This window comes from Saprospiraceae bacterium, from assembly GCA_026129545.1.
GTDB lineage: Bacteria > Bacteroidota > Bacteroidia > Chitinophagales > Saprospiraceae > M3007.
In genome coordinates this window covers 2,978,075-2,996,120 of record JAHCHX010000001.1, presented here as the reverse complement: position 1 = coordinate 2,996,120, position 18,046 = coordinate 2,978,075, and the positions used below count along the sequence as shown (strand labels likewise).

Sequence of the window (18,046 nt, the reverse complement as noted above, 5' to 3'; positions counted from 1 at the left end):
CGATTTTCTGGGACAGGATTTACATGACGAACAGGCTCTTTGATGGCCAAACAGCGTTGTTCATCTTGTCCCAGAAAATTGGCGGCTCCTGTCACCCGCACTCATCATGATACCGCTTCTGTAAAATTTCAAAACCGCAGCTCCACCGCCTGCCCTTCTATTGGGAAAACAATCCAAAACCGAGCGTGCTTCGGCTCCTGCTGCTTCAACATCGCTCGCCACCAACCCAACAACTGCGCGAGCGGCTGTGCTTGTTGCCGCCATTTTTTCATTCCCTCGGCAAAATTGGCAAAGAGCACAACCGCGACGGTCTCTTCATTTTCAAGAAAGAAATCGGTTTCCAATTTCAAAAGGCGCGTTCGCCCTTCCGAATGTGGGGGCTGGGAGGGGTATCCTTCGAGCAGGAACTTGCATAGCACTTGTTTTGGCTTAAATTGTTTTTCCAAAAAATCTCGAAACACATCGGAGTGCCGCACCAGACGCTCCGGCGAGGTCATTTCTGTCATTCCCCTGATTTCTAATTGTTTTTTGGCGGCGGACAGCCGTTCTTCCGAGGGAAGTCCGGGGTGGTCAGCGATTAGAAAAGCCTGTACGGCCTTCCCGAAGGCAGGCTCGTACTCGCTCTTGAACTCGAGCCATGACGCCCACGCCATCGGTTCGCCAAACTGTGGGTCGAAGCCCGGAGGCATTTCCTGCGCTGGGTCAATGTGGAGCGACTGGCGTGGCACGGGGTGTTTCCCAGCGCGGGCGGCGTGGAAAGTAATGGGTGTCTCATCGGGAGGGCTTTCGGCAAAATCTCGTGGTTTGTAGCATATCTCTGTCTGGCACAAAATGGGTTGCCCATTGTGGTAAAAAGGTGTTTCGTCCGAGTGTGGGTCGAGCGTGGGGATGGTCTCGTCGCCGTGGTTGAACACACGATTGAGCCACCCGGTGCCTTTTGCGTTGGTAGGGAAAACAAGGTAGTCGCGTGCCCTCGTCAGTCCGACGTACAATAGGCGTGCTTCTTCTTCCAGCGCCGTTTGCCTCGCAGCCGCCCATTCGGGTGTGTTTAGCAATGTTTCTTCCAGCCGCGTGTTTCGGAACTGGTCGCCGTAGGGGTTCACCCAAAAACGAAGCCAGCGGTTGCCCAGAATGTCGTCCAAATCCGGCTCTTCTACTTCCGAGACCAGGTTGATGCCCCAGATTTGTTCTTTCAAAGACTGGTTCAGGTTGTGGCAAATCGTCACGGGGTATTCCAACCCTTTGCTGCGGTGGTAGGTCAATACTTTCACCGCGTCGTCGCCCTCGCCAGAACCCTGATAGTCCAGTTCGGATTTTGCCAAGTCGGTGAGCCACAGTAGGAAGCCGCTCAGCGACGCAGCAGAATGAAGTCGTTGGCAAGCCGACTCGTAGTCCAAGGCATAGCCTCGCAGGCGGTCGAGGTTGTCGAGGCGTTGGTTCGGATGGCCGAGTCGGACGGCCACGCGGCGCAGGTCGAGTTCATCCAGCACGAGGTTCAATATCTCGGAAGCCGAGAGGTCAGCCGTGCGTGGGCGGATGGCGTTGAGTTCGCGCAGGTACGGCAAATCGCTCCACGACCCCCGCGCAGGCGGCGGTGCGTTGCCTGCCTTGAACGCCAGCCATTCAAGGCGGTCGCCGACGAGTTGCTCGAGGTTCATTTCGTGGGTCAGGAGGATGATTTCGGCGGCGCTGAGCGAATCGGAAGGGATGAGCAGGTATTTCAGGCAGGCTATCGCGAGTTTTGCCTCCGGTGTCTCGAGCAGTCCGGCGCGGCTAATCGCCGCTTTCAACCCTGCTTGGTGCAATGCTTCGGCCATTTTGGCGCAGCCGTCGTTGTTGCGGCACAACACCGCAATATCGCCCGGTCGCGCAGGCCGCGTTTCATTTCTTTTTTTGTTGTAAATCAGCGTTTTGCGTTCGAGCAGTTTTTGGATTTCCTCGGCGATGCAATGGTCCATCCAAGGAGAGCCGGGCACCCTTCGCTCGTCCAACTCGGAGCGGAAATGCCAGTGGACGAGGCTTAGCCCCGGTTCCTCGCCGCCAGACGGCGCAAGGGGGGCGGGATAGGACGCTGGCTCCAACACCACCTGCTCCACGGGCATTTCCTTAAAGGCTCTGGTGAAAATCGCGTTGGTGGCAAACACGATGTCGGGTCGGCTGCGCCACGATTTTTTCAAAATGTTTTCGTCCCTCACGCCACCCGTGGCGCGGATGATGGCCTGCATGAGGGCAGGTTCTGCGCCCCGAAAGCCGTAGATACTCTGCTTGGGGTCGCCGACCCAGATGGAATGTCGCGCCAATCGGCTGATTTGCAGGAAAATATCGAGTTGAATGGGGGATGTGTCTTGGAACTCATCGACGAGCAAGAGGTCGAGTTCTCGACTTAGGGTGTCTTGAACAGTGGGCACTCGCAACAGACGACTGACATAGGTTTCCATATCGGTGTAGTCAATCAGTCCGCGCTTCTTTTTGTACAGCTCGTACTCGTCGAGCGCATCGGTGGCAATGTCGAACACGAGGTCAATGTAGCCCTTTACATCGTCGTGAAACTGCCGATGTTCCTCGTGGCTGCGGGCGAGGTTTTGCAAGTCCTCCATGAGGTCGCGGCTCTTGGCACCTGGGTTGGTTTTTCCGATTTTGACCCATTCGTGCCAATAGAGCTCGCCTCGATATTTGAGTTGATTTTGAAAATTGCGCAGCACCTCGGCGGCTTCGCGGGTGGTTTTGGTGCCGTCGGCTTCGTTTGCGTCGAGGGCGGCGACGGTTTGGTCAATGGCCGATAGCAAACGATTGTGCCAAGTGGTGGCATCGGTTGTTTGAGCAGGTGGAAGCAAGCGTTCGAATGTTTCCCAAGAGCGGTTTTTACTGGTTTTTAAAATTTCTTTTGAAAAATTATTGGCTCTCGCCACATCGGTCAGCTGGCGAATATCGCGCCGCCAATCGTAGGCTTCGCCGACGGTTTTTTTGGTCAGTCCCAAGCGGTCGGCCAATTGGTTCATTCGCTCGATGCGCTGCTCGGTGAGGACCTGAGAGAGCGATTCGTTGAAAAGGCGCTGCTCGTCGCCATCGGCGATGATTTCCACGAGCGGCGACACGCCCGCTTCGAAGGCGAATCGTTGCAACAAGCGTGTGCCAATGCTGTGCACGGTGCCGATGAGCGCCTCGCCGAGTTCGTTGGCGGCCTCGACCATGCCAGATTCGAGCAGTCGAACACGCACTCGTTCCTGCAACTCGGCAGCCGCCTTTTTGGTGAAGGTGGTCGCCATGATGCCCGCTGGCCGAAGGCCGTTTTTCAACAGCTCGACCATGCGCCCGGTGAGCGTGTAGGTTTTGCCGGAGCCGGCGCCTGCGGAAATGACCTCGATTGGAAGGCGCTGTTTGGCAGTCTTTGTTTGTTGTTCGCTCGGAGGTTGCACGGAAAGGGTTGTTTTGGGCGAAGGTCGAGAAACACGGCGAGAGTTTCCCCAGCTTATCTGGGTTTTTGAGAGCGAAACAATCTCTACTTTTGTAACCACTTAGACGGAGCAGCGCCCTGCCTACTTTTTATACTTCGCGCCGTCAAGTTTTCAGCATAGGTGAAGTCCTGATTCACTCAAAATGGGGGGGTATGAATCATGGTCATCAGATAAATCCTGACGAATCAAGGGCTAATTTCCAATTTCTACATAGATTTGAAGCTCCAAAACTATTTTGAAAATGGAAAAAGCCTACAAAAACTGTCAGAGTTGCGGCTTGCCAATGCGCCGCGACGAATTGAATGGTGGCACCAACGCTGATGGCACCACAAGTCTCCAATACTGCTCCCTTTGTTACCAAGACGGGCGCTTCACCCATCCGCACATGACGATGGAGGAAATGAAAGCGTGGGTGAAACAACGGCTTCAGTCCTTTGGGTTTCCGGGGTTTATTGCCGGGATTTTCACCCGTTGTATTCCAAAATTGCAGCGATGGAAGTGAACTCACTTGAAATTATCGAAATCAAAAAACAGATTATTCTTCGGCTGGAGGAGAACACACCGCGCATTGAGATGTGTGTGGCGACTTTGACGGAAGCCGAAGTGTGGCAACGCCCGAACCCGGTCTCCAACAGTGTCGGCAACTTGATTTTGCACCTCTGTGGCAACATCACGCAATATGCGATTGCCTCGCTTGGCAACGAACCCGACGCACGCGACCGCGATGCCGAGTTCGCCGCCGAGGGAGGTTTCTCAAAATTGGAGTTGTTGGACAAGCTGGCTTCGACAGTGGCGCGAGCGGTCGAAACGATTCGCCGGGCAAGTCGGGAGGAATTGTTGCGCGAGCGCACGGTGCAGGGTTTTCAAATGAGCGGTATCGGCATCATGGTCCATGTGTGCGAGCATTACTCGTACCACACGGGGCAAATCGCTTTTTGGACCAAACTTTTGAAAAACAAAGATTTGGGTTTTTATGCGGGGGTTGATTTGACGGTGAGGAATCAAGATTAACTCGAATCAGGGGTTGGGGCAAACTGCTGAAAGCGTGTGCCATTCAGGCGGCGATTTCGAGTCGCCGTCTGAATCAATGCCTGAACATCAGACACTAAATAAGGCAAACCCCTCTATTCGCATTTTTGAAAATGACGGTAGTAAAAGGCATAAGAATAGCCTTAGGCAGACAGCTTCGAATCGAGCAAATACCAAACCAGCAAAATGAGCAGCGGGAGAGCAACTACAAGAAGTGACAACAACGCTTTTTTGAAAGCAAAACGAAGCAGCAACCCGCCAATGGTGCAGCCGAACAGCAAGACGGAATACCATGTGTTGATGCTGGATGCCGAAAAACTATCGCGAAATCCTTTTCCGACGAGGGCCAACAGGCAAATCAACAGGTCTGCAATCCAAAAAAGCCAAAAGAGAAAAGCCATGAGCGGAGTTTTTGAAAATTTCCAAATCGGTAGCAACGAAGGTCGTCATAATTGAAAAAATCACAAGTCAATGAAAATCAACCATCTCACGAGTATCGCTCTTTGCATCTGTTGCCTGTCAGGCTTATATGCGCAAGCCCAGCCCACACTCCCCGAACGCCTCGGCTACTCGAAAGATGCCAAGTTGCTCATCATTCACGCCGACGATTTGGCGGTGGCGCACTCGGAAAATCAGGCCAGTTTCAAAGCGATGAAAGAAGGCTCGGTCAATTCGGCGAGCGTCATGGTGCCGTGCCCTTGGCTGCCAGAAGTCGCTGCTTACGCGAAGGCGAATCCCAACCATGATTTGGGTTTGCACTTGACGTTGACAAGCGAGTGGAAACACTTTAAATGGGGCCCAGTCTCGGACTGTGGCGAACTGGGTGGGCTGGTGGATTCCAACGGGTATTTCTTCGACAATTGCACCTCTTTTGCCAGCCAAGCGAAACCGGAAGCGGTGGAGGCCGAGCTCCGCGCCCAAATCGAAAAAGCAAAGGCGATGGGCATAGAACCGACCCATCTGGATTCGCACATGGGTTGTTTGTTTTTCCAAAACCCGACGCTGTTCGGCATTTATCTGAAAATCGGACGCGAATATGGCATCCCGACGATGGTTGGGCGCGACCTTTTGAGCATGCTGCCTGACCCCTTCAAACAAGCCATGACGGAGAAGGACATCGTGCTCGACCGCATCTTGTCCGCCAGCCCTGATGATTACCAAAAAGGCATGGCCAATTACTACACATCCGTGCTCCAAAACCTCCAACCCGGAGTTAGCATCATCCTTATCCACACTGCCTACGACGATGCCGAGATGAAGGGCGTGAGCATTGACCATCCCGACTGGGGCGCGGCGTGGCGGCAAGCAGACTACGATTTTTTCACGAGCGATGCCTGTCGGAATTTGCTCAAAGAGCAAAATATCCAGTTGATTACATGGCGAGAAATAGGGAAATTGCTGCGATAAAAATTAATGCCCTAGATAAAGCATCGTGTCAATGACGGGTCTGTGGTCCAAAGAAATCTCCACTGGCAAACTGCCGAATGCCTCGTGAGGATAGTGCAAGCTGTCGTAGCCGAAAGCCACGAGCCAATGTCGTCCCTCCGGCACCGACTCGATGCAGCCTCGCGCATCCGCGCCCGTGACGAAGAAAGCATCGAAGTAGCTCGGCTTTTTGTCGTAGCCGGGAAATGTGTCGGTGAAATATTTGAGATAGACGAACGAGCCAGTGAGCGGGTAGTCGTGGTGGGTGGTTTTGATGCAAATTTTGGTTGGCAAAGGGATAGTATCAGGCCCTTCCGAGCGGCAGGCGAAAAGAACGAGCAGGGTGAGTATCAGTATTGGGCGCATAAACGATGTGTTGATTTGGGGGATTGGGAAAGTTTGGAGACTTGAACCCAAAAATAGTGCGGATGTTGGCAAGCGAGTTGTCAAGACTGGACAAAACATCGGATTTTTTACTTTTGTGCCGCCAAATGGCTTTCACCCAGAATTCAACCGTATTGCGCAACCGTAACCAAACATCAAAATCCACCACCACACTATGGCAACTTCTACAAAAAAATCTCCCGAAAACGGCCAACCGTCCGCCGCTTCCGTGCCTGCCTCTCCCGTATCGGGCAACCGAATCGTCACGCTCGACGAGTTTATCATTCGCGCGGAAAAAGATTTTGACTATGCCACTGGCGAACTGACCGGGCTACTGCGCGACATCGGGGTGGCTGCCAAAATCATCAACAGAGAGGTGAACAAGGCGGGACTTGTCAACATCATCGGGGTAGCCAATAGCGGAGAAAACCAAAGCGGCGAGATGCAGCAAAAACTCGATGTGTATGCCAACGAAAAGCTCATCGAGTGCCTCAAAAACTCTGGCGAATGTTGCGCCATCGCTTCAGAGGAAAATGAAGACATCATCCAAGTGCCACCCATTGGCTCCAAGGCCAGCAACTATGTGGTTATGTTCGACCCTTTGGATGGCTCTTCCAATATAGACGTGAACGTGTCGGTGGGCACTATTTTCGCCATTTATCGCCGCAAAAGCGACCCTTCTGGCCCAGCCACCAAAGAAGATTTTTTGCAAGCAGGCACCAAACAAGTAGCCGCAGGGTATGTCCTGTACGGCACTTCCACCTTGCTCGTTTACACCACTGGCCGCGGCGTGAACGGCTTCACGCTCGACCCCTCCATTGGCGAGTTTTGCCTCAGCCATCGGAATATGCGCATTCCCGAAAACGGCTCTACCTACTCCGTCAATCAAGGCTACTACTCCAAGTTTGACCTTGAGATGCGCCGTTACATTGACAACTGCTCCGACCAAAACTACGGCCTCCGCTATATCGGCAGCATGGTGAGCGACATCCACCGCATCCTCATCCAAGGCGGCATATTCCTCTATCCCAGCACTCGGAAATATCCAAAAGGCAAGCTCCGTTTGCTTTACGAGTGCAACCCACTGTCTTTCATCGTGGAGCAGGCCGGAGGCAAAGCCATGAACACCCAACTGAAGCGGGTGCTGGAAGTGACGCCCTCCGAACTTCACCAGCGCAGCACCGTCGCTATCGGCTCGCCCGCCATGGTGGACGAACTAAAGGCATTCATCGAGCGGTATTCCGCGCTGCCTTTGTAATCACGCAACTTTTTACCAAAAATCGAATTGTGCTATCGTTCGTTTTGTTTTTGCATCATTTTCTTCATCCTGTGCTTAGCATATCGTTCACCAACATCAGCGAGGCAAAAGGCAGTCTTTACATAGGTGTTTATGACAGTGAGTCCTCTTTCTTGCAGGAAAAAAAAGTTGTTTTTAAAAAAGTGCTTCCTGTGCGGAAAAAAGGTTCCATAGAGCTCAAAATACCAGACCTTGCTCCGGGTTTCTACGCGGTGAGCTGCTTCCACGATTTGAACGACAACGGAAAATTGGACAAAAACCTCGTGGGCATCCCTAGCGAGCCTTACGGCTTTTCCAATAATGCACGGCCAAAATTTCGCGCCCCCAAGTGGGAGGAAGCAAAGTTTGAAATAAAATCGGGTGAAAACCGCATTGCTATTCGTTTAGAAAAATGGTGATTGACCTATACCTTAACTCGATAGGATTTGTCAGTTCACCCTGATTGTTCTCCATGATTTTGAACATATCGCGCTTTTAGCCATGCCCAAAACTTGGCAGCGCGAGGTATAAATTCATTGCAAGCCCTCTTCATGATTCGAGCAGAAAACATTATCAAAACCTTCGGCGAGCAACAAGTACTGAAAGGCATTGACTTCACCTTTGAAGCAGGCAAGAACAACCTAATCATAGGCCGCTCCGGCGCTGGCAAAACGGTGTTGCTCAAAATTTTGGTGGGCCTGCTCAACCCCACGAGCGGCACCGTGTGGTACGACGATGAAAATTTCACGGCTTTGGATAAAGAGGGCATGAGAGCCATCCGCATGAAAATTGGGATGCTGTTTCAAGGCTCGGCACTATTTGACTCTCTGACGGTGGAAGAAAACATCCGCTTCCCTATGGATATGTTTACCCACAAAACGCCGCAGCAAAAATTGGAGCGCGTGAACTACTGCCTCGAACGGGTCAACCTCGCCGGCAACAACAAAAAATACCCTTCCGAGCTCTCTGGCGGTATGCAAAAAAGGGTCGGCATCGCCCGCGCCATCGTCTTGGAGCCGCAATATCTTTTTTGCGATGAACCCAACTCCGGCCTTGACCCCAAAACAGCCATCCTCATTGACGAGCTCATCAGCAGCATCACGCAAGAAAACAACATCACAACCATCATCAACACGCACGACATGAACTCGGTGATGGAGATAGGCGACAACATCTGTTTCCTTCACGAGGGCCAACTGGAATGGGCGGGCAACAAAAACGAGGTGCTCGGCAGCGACAATGAAAATTTGCAGTCCTTCATTTTCGCCTCCCCTTTCTTGCAGCGCCTGCGCAAGGCCGCGCTGAAATAATGTGACAAAGGGTCCGAATTTCGGCTTTCCTTTGCCCCCCTGAATCATGTCGCCATGAAATCCGCCGTTGCCTTTCCGACTGCCGAACGATTCGTCTTTCACCTGCTGCTGGCGGCCAATCTTGTGCCGTTGTGGGCTTTTCAATACTTTCTCACCTGCGACGGACCTTGCCATCTGTACAACGCCAAAGTTTTGCTCGACTTTTGGCAAGGCGGCGAACCCAAGGCATTCTACGAGACTTGGCTTTATCTGAACACGCGCTTTGAGCCAAACTGGTTTGGCCATGCGTTCATGACTTTGCTCATGGGGCTTCAAATCCCCGCCTTCCTTGCTGAGAAGCTCTTGCAGACGGTCTATGTGTTGGCGTTTGGGCTTGGCCTGCGCTATCTCATTCAGCAAATCAACCCCAGCAACCTTTTTCTGAGCTCTTTCGGGCTGCTCTTTGCCCATCACTATGTTTTTCAGATGGGCTTCTACAACTACTCTTGCAGCTTGGCCGCCATGTTTTGGGCGACGGGCTATTGGCTGCATATCCGTCGGGGATATGCGCCGGGCCAGCTGTTGGTGTTGGCAATCGGTTTACTGGTGCTTTATTTCTGCCACCCGGTGGGTTTGCTGTTCACGCTGCTGCTCATCGGAAGTCTGTTGGTGGGCGATTTTTGGAACGACACAAGGGCGCACAAGCGCGATAAAATCAATTGGCAAAAGTTCGGGCAAGCGATGGCAGCCATAGCGGTGGCGACGCTGCCAGTTGTGGTGTTGTTTGCGGAATACTTGTTCTTTAAAGGAATCAACGCGACACCACGCGGCGAACCAACTTCGGCACTATGGCATTTGTTGCGCGAAAATCGCGGATTGCTCATCATGGACATATCGGAACGGTGGTGGGCCGTAGCGGTGGCGGTGGCGTGTGCCTTGATGGCCTTACATGCTGCCTACAACAAATTGAAAAACAAGGACCGGCGCTGGACGGATGCACTACTGGGCGTGTTTCTTTTTACGGTCTGGCTCTATTTCAATCAGCCGGGCAGTGTGGCAGGGGGCGGTATCACCCCCCTACGGCTCGTGTTGCTTCCTTACTTGACACTGATTTTGTGGCTAGCCTCCACCTATTTTTCGATAAAACTGAAGCGGGCCGTGTTGGTGTTCTCGGTCGTGGTGTCGGCGGCTTTTCTCACACTTCGTTTTCCGCACTACAAAATGGCAAACGAAGCGGTGCAAGAGTATGCGAGCTGCGCAGCGGTCATACCCAATTATGCGACCGTGCTGCCGATTAGCTTCAACCATCATGGCCAAATCGGGAGCGGCAGATATGTGGCCGAAGCGATATGGCTATTTGTCCATGCGGGCGACTATGTGGGTGTGGACAAACATATCGTGTTGTTGGGCAATTACGAAGCACATACCCGCAACTTCCCGCTCGTCTGGCGCGAAGGGCGCAATCCGTTCGTGTTGTTGTCAAAAGATGGGGATTATTTTGAAGAGCAACCGCCCCGTGCCGATATACTCGGCTTGCCGGACAAAACGGGAGGCGCTCATGTGGACTACGTCGTCACTTGGTGCAAAGACCAGCGATTCCAAGACCATCCATACACGCAAGAAATCAATCAGCAGCTGGAGCAAGGCTACGACTTGATTTTTATCTCCGAACACGGCTTGGCAAAAGTGTTCAAGCGGAAGGGCATTTGATCGATTTTGCCGATGGATTCGATGGAGAGCCAGCCCTTTGTCAAGCGGTTTCGTTCAAAAAAACTTGCGCTGAATATCGCCATTTTTTGAGGTCTCCGAAAAGTCCAAGCAGCCACAAAAAATTGATTTCAATCTCTTCGCGCCTTTGTAGCAAACCTACATTACGGTGGTTCCCTCATTTGCCTTCCAGTTCCTTGATGGCCAACCAAGCCATCAAGCCCACGCCGGTTTCCAAAGCAGCCTCGTCAATATCAAATGTGTCGGTGTGGATGGGAGAAGTGATGCCCCGTTCGGGGTTACCCGTGCCAAGACGATAGAAGCAGGCTGGCATGGCTTGTGAAAAATAGGCGAAATCCTCGGCGGTCATGCGAGCAGGCAAATCCACGACATTGTCTTTGCCCAAAAACTCGCTCGCTCGCGCTTTCGTGCGTGCCGTCAGCGCCTCGTGGTTGTACAATACCGGATAGCCTTTCACGATATTGAACTCACACGCAGCCCCCATGCTTTTGGCCACGCTTTCAGCTATTTTCTTCATGCGCTTATGCGCTTCGGAGCGCCATTTTTCATGCATGGTGCGAAAAGTCCCTTCGAGTTTTATTTCATTTGGAATCACATTCGTCGCACCGCCCACGGTGTTTACTTTTCCGAACGTCAGCACGGACGGAATAGTGGGGTCGGCATAGCGACTGACGATTTGCTGAAGCGACACGATGAGTTGAGCCGCAATGGTCACGGGGTCAACACAATCGTGCGGCATGGCGCCATGCCCGCCGCGCCCCTTCACGGTGACATATATTTCGTCGGCAGAAGCCATATAGATACCCGGCTTGAGACCTATCATGCCCGCCCGCAAAGGGGGATGCACATGTTGACCAAAAATACTTGTGGGGCGAGGGTTTTCGAGCACTCCTTCCCGAATCATGATACTAGCCCCGCCCGGCAATTTTTCCTCTCCCGGCTGAAAAATGCACTTCACCATGCCTTCAAACTGGTGGCGCAGCTCATGCAAAACCCTCGCCGTGCCGAGCAAGGAGGAGGTATGCACATCGTGGCCGCAAGCGTGCATGACCCCATCGTTTTGGGATTTGTAAGGCACGTTGTTGGCCTCGCGGATAGGCAAAGCGTCCATGTCGCCGCGCAAGGCCACCACCCGTTTGCGGGGATTTTTGCCCTTTATCAGGGCGACCACGCCGTTGCCAGCCATGCCGTGTCGGTGTTCGATGCCGAGCGCGGCCAGTTGAGCAGCCACGAATTTCCCGGTTTGCACTTCTTGAAACGAAAGCTCTGGGTGGGCGTGCAGATGCCGGCGACAAGCCACCGTGTCGGCGTGGTATTGGCGGGCAAGTTGTTGGATTTGCTCTTTCATGGGAGGAACAAATTTCGTTTATGACTTCTCAAACAACCACCACACAGGGCGGTCGCGCTTGACCACTCGATAGTTGGCCGAAAGATACTTGCGGATGTGGCTGATGGCCTCATCCATGTCGTCGGTGAAAATGATAAGGTCCATGTCTTCTGGCGAAATGGTGCCCTGCTCCACCATGAACTTGAGATATTCTTGAAGCGGGCGGAAAAAATCCATCCCCATCACCACGATGGGAAAATTGTCAATTTTTCCGGTCTGCACCAAAGTCAAGGTCTCGAAGAGCTCGTCCATGGTGCCGAAGCCTCCGGGAAAAATGACAAAGGCATAAGAGTACTTGAGCAACAGCACTTTGCGCACGAAAAAGTAGCGAAAGGTGACGTACTTATCCAGATAAGGATTTTCCTTTTGCTCATGTGGCAACACGATGTTGCACCCCACCGATTTGCCACCCACCTCCCGTGCGCCGCGATTGGCCGCTTCCATGATGCCGGGGCCACCACCCGTCATAATGGTCAGCCCCAGCTCATCGGCAATTCGGCCACTGAATTTTTTTGCCGCCTCATAGTAAGGGTGACCTTCCTTGAAACGGGCGGAGCCAAACACCGTGACGCATGGGCCGATGAAATGCAACCCGCGAAACCCCTGCAAAAACTCCTTGAACACTTTGAACGCGAACCCTAACTCGAATCTGCGACTCTTCGGGCCTTCGAAGAACTGTGGTTCGTTGGGGTCAATGAGGCGTTTTTTTTCTGCCATTTGCGTTGATTTGTTTTTTGCGGCCAAACTACGACCTTTCTCTGAATAAGGTCAAATACCACATCGCGCCGTACCTTCGCCCACTGTATCATGGAAAATTTTGTAGATTATGTAAAAATTCTCTTCCGCTCCGGCAAAGGCGGCGGAGGAAGCGTGCACTTCTATCGAGGCCCCGCCACGCCCAAAGGCGGCCCCGACGGAGGCGACGGCGGGCGCGGCGGCCATATTATCCTGAAAGCCGACCCTCAGGAATGGACGTTGCTTTCGTTGAAATTCACCAAGCATATCTTTGCCAAAGATGGCGACGGCGGGCGCGGCGGCTTGAAAACAGGGAAGGATGGCGAAGACATTATTGTGAAAGTGCCATTGGGCACAGTGGCCCGCGATGCGGAGACGGGCGAATTCCTGATGGAAATCACCGAAAAAGACGACGAGAAAATCCTGCTCCCCGGAGGCCGAGGCGGCAAGGGCAACAATTTTTTCAAATCCGCCACCCACCAAACGCCGCGTTATGCGCAGCCCGGCGAACCTGCCATCGAAAAATGGATTATACTGGAGCTTAAAATTCTGGCCGATGTCGGCTTGGTGGGCTTCCCAAACGCCGGGAAAAGCACCCTGCTGAGCGCCGTCACGGCAGCCAAACCCAAAATCGGCGATTACCCCTTCACCACGCTCGTGCCCAATCTCGGCATCGTGAAAGTGCGCGAGGGACAGACCTTTATCATGGCCGATATCCCCGGCATCATAGAAGGCGCTCACGAAGGAAGGGGGCTTGGGCATCGCTTCTTGCGACACATCGAACGCAATAGCATCCTGCTCTTCATGGTCCCAGCAGACACCGACCGCAACATCCGCGACGAATACGCCATTCTGCTCCATGAGCTGGAACAGTACAACCCCGAACTTCTGGACAAACCTCGCCTGCTTGCCATCACCAAATGCGACTTGATTGACGACGACCTGGAAAAAATGCTGCGCCCGACATTGCCGACAGGCATACCCGCCATTTTTATCTCTTCCATGACCAACAAAAACTTGCAGCGACTGAAAGACCTGCTTTGGAACATGCTCAACGAAAGCTGACGGAGGCAACCTTTTCTCCCTGTTTTTCATCTTGTCGAAATATGCGAAACAAGATTTTCATCATGCTCCTGGGTTGCTTGTTGCTGGGCCTTTCGTGCGACAAGAACGAAGATGTGCCAGCGGGCCACGACCTGCTTTTCCAGCAGGATATTTTCATACCAGCAGGTATTGGTGCTTTTGACGTGCATCATTTTCAAATAAAAAACATCCCTACGCGCTACGACCAAGCGCTCGAGCTGAACGGCAAAAAGAGCGAGGATATTTCTAGGGTACTGACCCTCCAATCCACGATGGCGGGGGTGTTTGGCGATGCGGATTTTGCTTTCATTGACCAAGTTTCGCTTCGGGTGTTCGATGCCAGCGACCCGACTGATTTTGTGGAAATAGCCTACCGCTACCCCATGCCGCTCAACCCCGGCAACAACCTGCCGCTCATCCCGTCGTTGGCCGACTCCAAGCGTTTTTTCGAGAAATCTCACATAAGCCTCGATTTGGTGCTGTGGCTGCGCAACACCACACAAACCGAGACGGATGTGCGCCTCAGCTTGCAGATGCGAGCGGCGCACAAGTGACTCCGCTTCTCACTTGGTCTTCAAAATTTTGCTCCCAATGTTTTTCAGCATTTCAAAATTTTCTTTGATAGGCTCCGAAAGGGAGGGGTTGCGGTAGTCGAGCGCAGGGCCAATGTCGCGCCCGTCTCCCGGATAGACCAACAGGTAATTGATGTCTTGAAAATACTTGGTGAGGAAAATGGGGACTTTTTCAAAATGAGGATTGTAGGAGATATACGACTTCCGCGCTTGCACCACCACAAAAAGGTCTGCTTTGGTCACGTCCCGTGCAAGAATCAGAAAATCCTCCCAATCGGTAAATCGCTCAGCCTCAAAGGACAACGGCGTTTTCGAGCCAGCGTTGAGATTGCCAAGGTATCTCAACGTGGCCTCTCCCGCAAACACTTTTGCTTTTGCGCCTATCTCTTGGCATAGGTGCTTCATCATCGGGAACCAATGCGGGAACCCGATTTCGTACTCCGCATTTTCGGGGATGACAAACACTACTTTTTTCGTCAGGCCGGGCGGTTGCAGTATGCGCGAGATAAATATATTGGCTGAGGTGCTGTTGAGAATGGTGCGGATAATGTTGCCGTAGAAATTGTCAGTAGGGTCTTTGCGAACGTGGGAGCCTAAGAAAACATCGGTGATTCGCTCTTCTTTGACAATTTGCGACAATCCCGCGCCCACGTTCGTGTCTGCGGCGATGAGCGTCTCCAAACGATTGTCGGTTTCCGATGCTACTTTTTGAGTTTTTTCTATCAATTTTTCTGCTTCCGCAAGCTCCTTCCTATCGTGTGCATCGCGTACTATATGTGCCGCAAACAACTTATCCTCTTTTTCTTTCGACAACACAGCAAGCCCCACCAACGTGTCAATCACCTTTGCATTGGAAACAGGAATCAACAACCGACGCGATTTGCTGTGTGCATGGTCTGTGTCTTCCGATTCTACCTCAAGCAACGCCAGCTTGCGAGCGCTTTGCTCTGTGGCAAACGATGCAATAGTGCATGTGACCAAAATCATCAAAATGGTGCCATTGAGCACATTTTCATTGAGCAGCCTGATGGGTTCGCCATCAGCGCCCGTGCCGATGATGGTGTTGAAGCCCACCAGCACCGCCGCCAAGGTAGCTGCCGCTTGCGCATTGCTTAGCCCAAATATCAGATTGCGCTCATCCTTGCTAAGCCCCAGACTTTTTTGGGTCAAAAAAGCAGCGACATATTTTGCGAAAGTGGCTACCACCGACATGGTGACCGCGATTTTGATGGTCTCCGTATCCCGAAATATGATTGACACGTCCACCAACATCCCAACCCCTATCAAGAAAAAAGGAATGAACAACGCATTGCCCACAAACTCGATTCGGTTCATCAAGGCGGAGGTGTGCGGAATGTACTGATTGAGCGCCAAACCCGCCAAAAACGCACCTATGATAGGCTCCACGCCAGCGACTTGCGATAAGAAAGCGGCCAAAAACACAAGCCCCAACACAAAAATATACTGCATCACAGGGTCTTCGTTGCGACTAAAAAACCACCGCACGATGATAGGAAACCCAAATAGCACAAGCGCAATGAACGCCAACACCGACATGCTGAGCTGCAACCAGAAATCAGGCCCGATTTCACCTTTGGAGGTGCCAATGATGACGGCCAAAACCAACAGCGCCAAAGTGTCCGTAATCATCGTGCCACCGATGGTGATGTTGACCGCCCTGTTTTTGATGATGCCATAGCGCGACAATATGGGATAGGTTACCAACGTGTGCGAGGCGAACATACTTGCCAATAAAATGGCGGTGGGAAGGCTAAAACCCAAAAAATAGTAAGAAACGCTCACGCCAAGCGTCATCGGTACCAAGAAGGTATAAAGACCAAAGAGCAAGCTCTTCAACGTATTGCGCTTGAACTCGTTGAGGTCTATTTCCAAGCCTGCCAAAAACATGATGTACAGCAAGCCCACTGTGCCAAACAGCACGATGCTACTGTCTCTCACCATGATATTGAACCCATACGGCCCGATCAACACTCCCGCGATTATCAACCCAATGATGTGCGGAATCTTCAGCCGGTTCAGCACCAACGGCGCAAACAGAATGATGAAAAGCACCAACGCAAATATCAACACGGGGTTCGCAAGGGGCAAGGTCAAGTCTAAGTGCATAAAGTATCGGTATTGTGTCAACAGCAGCCAAACGTCGTCGGCAAAGGTAACAGGTGTATTCGATGGCCGGAGGTTTGTGATGCCGTTTGCCATGCTGGGCAAACAGGCGGGTGGCGCTTTCTTTTGAAAAAACCTCAAAACCATGCAACCGCCATCCCAAAAGGTTGTTCAAACGGCGCATCGGGTACATACTCTTCCAACCTGCTTGGGTGGCGTTCTCGGATTTTCTCCGTTTTTTCGCCCCCGTTTTCCAAACCCCGTTTACACTCGTGATTTATGAGCCTACTGATTGTTATCGTTTTTGTTCTCGGTTACGCAGCCATTACCTTAGAACACTCTCTCAAAATCAACAAAGCCGCCTTCGCCTTGGTGACGGGCGTGCTGTGCTGGACGCTTTATATTTTAGGCGAACCAAATAAAGAAATCGTGTCGCACCACTTGACGGAGCACATGGGAGAAATCTCCGAAATCCTTTTCTTTTTGCTCGGAGCCATGGTCATCGTGGAGTTGATAGATGCGCACGACGGGTTTGAGATAGTGACAGAGCGCATTCAGACCACCGACAAGCGCCGATTGCTTTGGCTGATTTGCACGATTGCTTTTTTTATGTCGGCGCTGCTCGATAACCTAACCACGACCATTGTGATGGTCAGTCTGCTGCGCAAAATCATAGCCGACCGGGAAGAGCGCCTATTGTTTATTGGGCTGGTGGTAGTGGCGGCTAATGCGGGTGGGGCTTGGTCGCCTATGGGCGACGTGACCACCACCATGCTCTGGATAGGCGGCCAAGTGACGGCGCTCAGCATCGTGAAAATGCTCATCATACCGAGTTTGGCTTGCATGATTGTGCCCTTGCTCATCATCTCGCGCGGGGCCAAAGGCAAGGTGAAGCCGCCTGCCGACGTGGTGACGCATGGCCTCACCACCACAGCGCGGGAGCGCAATTCGGTGTTTGCCATCGGGCTGGGCGCCTTGTTGTTCGTGCCCGTGTTCAAGACCGTGACGCACCTGCCCCCATTCATGGGAATGTTGCTCGGCTTGGGCGTCATGTGGATTGTCACCGAGCTCATCCACAATGGCAAAGACGAGGTGGAAAAGGGCACGCGCTCCGTGATACATGCGCTGCGGAAAATTGACTCCCCCAGTATCCTGTTCTTCCTCGGCATTCTGGTCGCCGTAGCCGCTCTTCAAAGTCTAGGGCTGCTTGGCAATCTGGCCGCTTGGCTCGACCGCACGATTGGCAACATCACCATCGTCGTCATCCTCATTGGCTTCTTGTCGGCCATCGTGGACAACGTGCCGCTCGTGGCAGCCGCACAAGGAATGTACACATTGGAACAGTTCCCCACCGACCACTATTTCTGGGAGTTTCTCGCCTACTGCGCAGGCACGGGAGGCAGCGCGCTCATCATTGGCTCGGCTGCGGGTGTAGCGGCCATGGGTATGGAGCACATCAATTTCTTTTGGTATGTGCGGCGCATTACTTTCTGGGCAGTAATCGGCTATTTGGCAGGTGCCTTAGTCTTTGTGTTGCAGTACGCTTTGGTGCATTAGAA

General features: G+C 52.6%; 16 protein-coding genes. 10 read left to right on the top strand and 6 right to left on the bottom strand.

Annotated features, from left to right (window positions below):
- Positions 1 to 128 precede the first annotated feature (128 nt).
- Positions 129 to 3,416 carry a UvrD-helicase domain-containing protein gene (locus KIS77_11625; GenBank protein MCW5922988.1) on the bottom strand — a complete coding sequence of 1,096 codons (3,288 nt, stop codon included), beginning with the start codon at positions 3,414 to 3,416 and terminating at the stop codon, positions 129 to 131.
- A 280-nt stretch (positions 3,417 to 3,696) separates the two neighbouring features.
- Here KIS77_11625 and KIS77_11620 point away from each other — a divergent pair, with 280 nt between their 5' ends.
- A complete protein-coding gene (locus KIS77_11620) occupies positions 3,697 to 3,957 on the top strand; it encodes a zinc ribbon domain-containing protein (GenBank protein ID MCW5922987.1) in 261 nt (86 codons plus the stop codon).
- Positions 3,948 to 4,466 (top strand): DUF1572 family protein, encoded by a 519-nt coding sequence (locus tag KIS77_11615; protein MCW5922986.1) that lies wholly within the window; start codon positions 3,948 to 3,950, stop codon positions 4,464 to 4,466. The genes KIS77_11620 and KIS77_11615 overlap by 10 nt, the downstream gene beginning before the upstream one ends.
- A 161-nt stretch (positions 4,467 to 4,627) precedes the next feature.
- Here KIS77_11615 and KIS77_11610 read toward each other — a convergent pair whose 3' ends face one another.
- Positions 4,628 to 4,885, bottom strand: coding sequence for a hypothetical protein (locus KIS77_11610; GenBank protein MCW5922985.1), 258 nt, complete (start codon positions 4,883 to 4,885; stop codon positions 4,628 to 4,630).
- Positions 4,886 to 4,955: 70 nt separating this feature from the next.
- Here KIS77_11610 and KIS77_11605 point away from each other — a divergent pair, with 70 nt between their 5' ends.
- Positions 4,956 to 5,891: a polysaccharide deacetylase family protein gene (locus tag KIS77_11605; GenBank protein ID MCW5922984.1), complete on the top strand. Its 936-nt coding sequence runs from the start codon at positions 4,956 to 4,958 to the stop codon at positions 5,889 to 5,891.
- 3 nt (positions 5,892 to 5,894) lie between these two features.
- On the opposite strand, the gene KIS77_11600 is transcribed toward KIS77_11605, so the two are convergent.
- Positions 5,895 to 6,275: a hypothetical protein gene (locus tag KIS77_11600; protein ID MCW5922983.1), complete on the bottom strand. Its 381-nt coding sequence runs from the start codon at positions 6,273 to 6,275 to the stop codon at positions 5,895 to 5,897.
- 193 nt (positions 6,276 to 6,468) lie between these two features.
- On the opposite strand from KIS77_11600, the gene fbp reads away from it, so the two are divergent.
- The 4 genes from fbp to KIS77_11580 all read left to right on the top strand — a co-directional run bounded on the left by fbp (position 6,469) and on the right by KIS77_11580 (position 10,568).
- Positions 6,469 to 7,551, top strand: a complete 1,083-nt coding sequence (gene fbp, locus KIS77_11595) for a class 1 fructose-bisphosphatase (protein MCW5922982.1) — start codon at positions 6,469 to 6,471, stop codon at positions 7,549 to 7,551.
- 29 nt (positions 7,552 to 7,580) lie between these two features.
- The gene (locus tag KIS77_11590) at positions 7,581 to 7,988 is read left to right on the top strand and encodes a DUF2141 domain-containing protein (GenBank protein MCW5922981.1); all 408 of its coding nucleotides are present in this window, start codon (positions 7,581 to 7,583) and stop codon (positions 7,986 to 7,988) included.
- 132 nt (positions 7,989 to 8,120) lie between these two features.
- Positions 8,121 to 8,879 (top strand): ATP-binding cassette domain-containing protein, encoded by a 759-nt coding sequence (locus KIS77_11585; GenBank protein MCW5922980.1) that lies wholly within the window; start codon positions 8,121 to 8,123, stop codon positions 8,877 to 8,879.
- A 54-nt stretch (positions 8,880 to 8,933) separates the two neighbouring features.
- Positions 8,934 to 10,568, top strand: coding sequence for a hypothetical protein (locus KIS77_11580; GenBank protein MCW5922979.1), 1,635 nt, complete (start codon positions 8,934 to 8,936; stop codon positions 10,566 to 10,568).
- A 175-nt stretch (positions 10,569 to 10,743) separates the two neighbouring features.
- Here KIS77_11580 and KIS77_11575 read toward each other — a convergent pair whose 3' ends face one another.
- Positions 10,744 to 11,934: an amidohydrolase gene (locus KIS77_11575; protein MCW5922978.1), complete on the bottom strand. Its 1,191-nt coding sequence runs from the start codon at positions 11,932 to 11,934 to the stop codon at positions 10,744 to 10,746.
- 18 nt (positions 11,935 to 11,952) lie between these two features.
- Entirely contained in the window at positions 11,953 to 12,669 is a 717-nt protein-coding gene (locus tag KIS77_11570; protein ID MCW5922977.1) for a TIGR00730 family Rossman fold protein, read from the bottom strand.
- A 111-nt stretch (positions 12,670 to 12,780) separates the two neighbouring features.
- On the opposite strand from KIS77_11570, the gene obgE reads away from it, so the two are divergent.
- The gene (gene obgE / locus KIS77_11565) at positions 12,781 to 13,773 is read left to right on the top strand and encodes a GTPase ObgE (protein MCW5922976.1); all 993 of its coding nucleotides are present in this window, start codon (positions 12,781 to 12,783) and stop codon (positions 13,771 to 13,773) included.
- Positions 13,774 to 13,814: 41 nt separating this feature from the next.
- Positions 13,815 to 14,345 carry a hypothetical protein gene (locus KIS77_11560; GenBank protein MCW5922975.1) on the top strand — a complete coding sequence of 177 codons (531 nt, stop codon included), beginning with the start codon at positions 13,815 to 13,817 and terminating at the stop codon, positions 14,343 to 14,345.
- A 9-nt stretch (positions 14,346 to 14,354) separates the two neighbouring features.
- On the opposite strand, the gene KIS77_11555 is transcribed toward KIS77_11560, so the two are convergent.
- Positions 14,355 to 16,490 (bottom strand): cation:proton antiporter, encoded by a 2,136-nt coding sequence (locus KIS77_11555; GenBank protein MCW5922974.1) that lies wholly within the window; start codon positions 16,488 to 16,490, stop codon positions 14,355 to 14,357.
- Between the two features lie 276 nt (positions 16,491 to 16,766).
- Here KIS77_11555 and nhaD point away from each other — a divergent pair, with 276 nt between their 5' ends.
- On the top strand, positions 16,767 to 18,044 hold the full coding sequence (gene nhaD / locus KIS77_11550; GenBank protein ID MCW5922973.1) for a sodium:proton antiporter NhaD: 1,278 nt from the start codon (positions 16,767 to 16,769) through the stop codon (positions 18,042 to 18,044).
- The last annotated feature ends 2 nt before the right edge of the window (positions 18,045 to 18,046 follow it).